Origin of the sequence: Ideonella azotifigens, from assembly GCF_006519715.1 — a bacterium.
Classification (GTDB): Bacteria; Pseudomonadota; Gammaproteobacteria; order Burkholderiales; family Burkholderiaceae_C; genus Ideonella; species Ideonella azotifigens.
Window position 1 is genome coordinate 1 of sequence record NZ_VIDT01000597.1, and the last position, 3,428, is coordinate 3,428.

Consider the following 3,428-nt stretch of genomic DNA (forward strand, 5'->3'; position numbering starts at 1 on the left):
AGCGCGTCGACGCGGAAGCTGCCACCAAAAGTGGTGCCGTCGTCGGTCGTGTCGCCGCCCTTGAAGCGGCTGCCGGCAAAGCCCAGCGCCTGCAGGTCCCAGGCCTCGTCCAGCCGGTAGTTCAGGAACAGCTTGCCGTGGGCGCTGCTGTGGTCGCAGGCAAAGCCGTCCACGCAATCGGTCTTGCCGCGATCGGCGCCAGCGCCGAAGCCGAGGGTGAAATCCGTAGCGTGCGCGGCCAGGCCAACGCTCAGTAAAACGCCTGCAGCAGCGGCCCGCAAGCTCCTGGCCCGGTACCGTTCATGTCTATTCATCGCAGCTCCCTTGGAAGTGGCGGACCCAGCGCAAAGGCGAGGGTCCTTGTCTTCCCATACGGAGTGCGGCGGGTGAAAGTGACATCGACATGCGGGTCTACCGCGCGGGCGATGCCGACTTTGCCGACTGCCTCATCGAGCGCGTTGCCAATGCTGCAGGCTGCGAACGCGCGATGACCTTCGACGTGGGTGCGGCCAAGACGGCTGGCATGACGCTGCTGGCATAGACTTGCGTATCAACATCAGGAGTCCAGCATGGAAAATTCCCAGCCCATGGATCAGCCGAACGAAGCCGGCTTAGAAAGTGGCCCCGTTGTTCTGGACTTGGAAGTTTTGAAGCAAGTCGTGGGAGGGACGGGAACGGCGGCGCAGAGCATGCATGTCGACTCGCCGCTTGACTATTGAAGCCAACTGATTAGCGCAACCGCACGCCGCTATAGCCCACCAGTTGCGTGCATGCACTGATAGTTTCAGCGAGGAGATTTCACCACGTCACCGCGGTGTCTTGCGCGAATGGCTCGCGCCTCTGCTTCCTTTCGTTTGGCATTTTCCGTGTCTTGAATTCTGTCAAGCGCCCGAGCCTGCACGGACAGCAACCGAGCCAATTGCAGGCTGAGGACGGCGTCATACATTCCCCGATACAGCTCCTCTGCATGGGTCAGCGCAGCTGTCGCCGATTTGGCATCTCCCTGTGCAAGCAGGGCCTGACCCAAGGCGAACGAGGCGATACCCTCTGGATATCGAAGGTATGCGCGGTTTGGGTCCTCGTGAATCATTGCCAACGCAGCTTCTGCATCATGCTGCGCAGCGGTAGCGTCCCCGGCGGCCATCTCAAACATCGCTTGCTGAGCCCGCCACCGAGCCGTAGCACTGGGGTCTGGACTCGAAGGGCGCGGGCTCTGGCTGAAATCGTCCAGCGCCTTGTTTGCCTGCCCACTGGCCACCCAAAATGCGCGGCGTGCATTGTTCGCAAATGTGATTTGATGGGTTCGGTTATCCCCAAGCAATTCCCAGCAGCGCTTCACGGCATGTTCAGCTTCGGAGAGCCGGCCGAGGTCAATCAGCGCCTCAGCCCGAAAGGCCTGTAGCGGCCCTTCGTGTTCGACTGCAGGCTGGCCTGTCGCCTGCTGGCGGTGCGCGATCATCCCAAGGCCTTCATTGATGACGGAAAGTGCTTCCTCGGAATGTCCCCAGGCGTTGAGCGCACGCCCGTGGTTTCCCAGAAAAGTAGCCGGGAACAACCCAAGCGGCGTATCAGGAGGGAGTTGCCGCGCCCACTCAGCCGAGGTTCTACTCGCTTCAACCGCCTCTGCGTATTGGCCGCTGATGTAGTGAGAAATCGCCAGTCGGTTATGGATGATGGCCAAATCCTGAGTCGCACCAGCCCCGTCACTCCACAACACTAACGCCCTTTTGTAAGAGGCTTCGGCATCGGCCCTCTGTCCGGCCCGACTTTGAAGATCGGCGAGGTTTGAATAGACATCAACGACATCGTGCCACCCGAGGCTGTGATCCCCTTCGATCATTGAGGCGACTTCTTTCAATGCAGCCTGCGCTTCCGCATTTCGCTCCAATCGCGACAGCACATCTGCCTGGATCCGCAGCGCTTTGACCCGTTGACCTGGGAATTGTTGAGCCGTGGCAGATGTCACCGCACGTTCGGCATACGGTAGAGCCTGCAACGGTGTCTGCCGCTGGTAGGCGTCAGCCAGGGTGACGCCAAGCTCTACGCGCGTGCTTGCGTAATCCGGGTCCAATGGCGGTACCGCATTCATCGAAGCTGTCGCCTCAGAAAGCAGTGACAACGCTTCTTTCTGCTTGTCCCCTGTAACGAAAAACTGTGCTCGTGCGATGAGTGCCTGTGCTACTGCCAAACTGGGTACGCCGTGCAGTTCTCTTGCCAGTGCAAGCCGCTTGTCCGCGAGCGAGTAGGCCTGTTCCTTAAGTTCCATCTCGCCGTAGAGCCCAGCTAGTGTGGCGTAGAGCTGTAGTCGCGCTTCCGGCGCATTGCGCAGGTCGATTTCCAAGCGCGCTGCGCCCTGGTCCAGCAAAGCGCGAGCAGTCATCTCTCGTGCGCGCTTTGGGTCAGCCTGATCTCCTGAGTTGGCCAGGAACACCCGTTCCATGAAGGTCTTCACTGCAGCAGCGGTGGCGGTTTGTGTCCGCGCCTCCGCGGCCGCGCGTCGCGCCTCGTGGGCCTGCCATGCGGAGATGCCAGTGCCGGCGACCAGCGCTGCTACCACTGCAGCCCCTGCTGCCACCTGCAGCCGATGCCGCCCGACGAACTTCGCAGCTCGGTAGGCGATGCGGTCCGGCTGTGCCTGGACCGGCTCGCCGTCCAGCCAACGCCGAAGGTCCTGCGCGAAGGCTTCCATCGTCGGGTAGCGCTCCGCGGCGGACTTCTTCAGCGCATGGTTGAGGATCGCGTCCAGGTCGCCGCGCAGTTGCTTGCGCAGCGCGGGGTCGGTGCTGGCGCTGCTGGCCGATGGCACTTCGGCGCCGGCGATCACTTCCTCCAGCTCGGCGGCGCTGCCGCGCTTGAGGCGGTAGGGGCGCACGTCGGCCAGCACCTCGTAGGCGACGACGGCCATGCTGTAGATGTCGCTCGCCGTGCCCAGCGGCTCGCCGCGGATCTGCTCGGGGCTGGCGTAGTCCAGCGTCAAGGCGCGGCCGGACTGCTCGGTCAGCGCGGTGGCCTGGGTCTGCTCGCCGTCCAGCAGCTTGGCGATGCCGAAGTCCAGCAGGCTGGCCTGGCCTTCGGATGTGACCAGGATGTTGCTGGGCTTCAGGTCGCGGTGCACCACCAGCCGCGCATGCGCGTGGGCGACGGCGGCCATGACCTGCAGCAGCAGCGCCACGCGTTCGCGCAGCGGCAGCGCGTGGTGGCGGCAGTAGGCATCGATGGGCTCGCCCTGCACGTATTCCATCGCCAGGTAGGGGCGGCCGTGGGCGTCCACACCCGCGTCGTAGAGCCGGGCGATGTGCGGGTGGGCCAGCGAGGCCAGGATCTCGCGTTCGCGGGCCAGGCGCTCGGCGAAGGTGTCGCCCCAGGTCACGCGAGGGAGCTTCAGTGCGACCTGGCGCTGCACCAGGCCGTCGGCGCGCTCGGCCAGC

The 3,428-nt window shown here is 63.6% G+C and carries 4 protein-coding genes; 2 read left to right on the forward strand and 2 right to left on the reverse strand.

What is annotated here, in order from left to right; all coding sequences use genetic code 11:
* On the reverse strand, positions 1 to 314 hold a 314-nt coding region (locus FKP22_RS24705; protein WP_141290309.1), incomplete at its 3' end, for a hypothetical protein.
* An 89-nt stretch (positions 315 to 403) separates the two neighbouring features.
* On the opposite strand from FKP22_RS24705, the gene FKP22_RS24710 reads away from it, so the two are divergent.
* Both FKP22_RS24710 and FKP22_RS32680 read left to right on the forward strand, forming a co-directional pair.
* Positions 404 to 541, forward strand: coding sequence for a PIN domain-containing protein (locus FKP22_RS24710; RefSeq protein ID WP_211361566.1), 138 nt, complete (start codon positions 404 to 406; stop codon positions 539 to 541).
* Between the two features lie 28 nt (positions 542 to 569).
* Positions 570 to 719, forward strand: coding sequence for a hypothetical protein (locus FKP22_RS32680; protein WP_170201071.1), 150 nt, complete (start codon positions 570 to 572; stop codon positions 717 to 719).
* A 65-nt stretch (positions 720 to 784) separates the two neighbouring features.
* Here the strand turns inward: FKP22_RS32680 and FKP22_RS24715 are convergent.
* Positions 785 to 3,428, reverse strand: a 2,644-nt coding sequence (locus tag FKP22_RS24715; protein WP_170201072.1) for a serine/threonine-protein kinase, incomplete at its 5' end; no start/stop codon positions are given.

Bases quoted from the DNA above. Each gene is read 5' to 3' on its own strand.
- FKP22_RS24710 (WP_211361566.1), top strand. From the start codon at position 404: ATGCGGGTCTACCGCGCGGGCGATGCCGACTTTGCCGACTGCCTCATC.
- FKP22_RS32680 (WP_170201071.1), top strand. From the start codon at position 570: ATGGAAAATTCCCAGCCCATGGATCAGCCGAACGAAGCCGGCTTAGAA.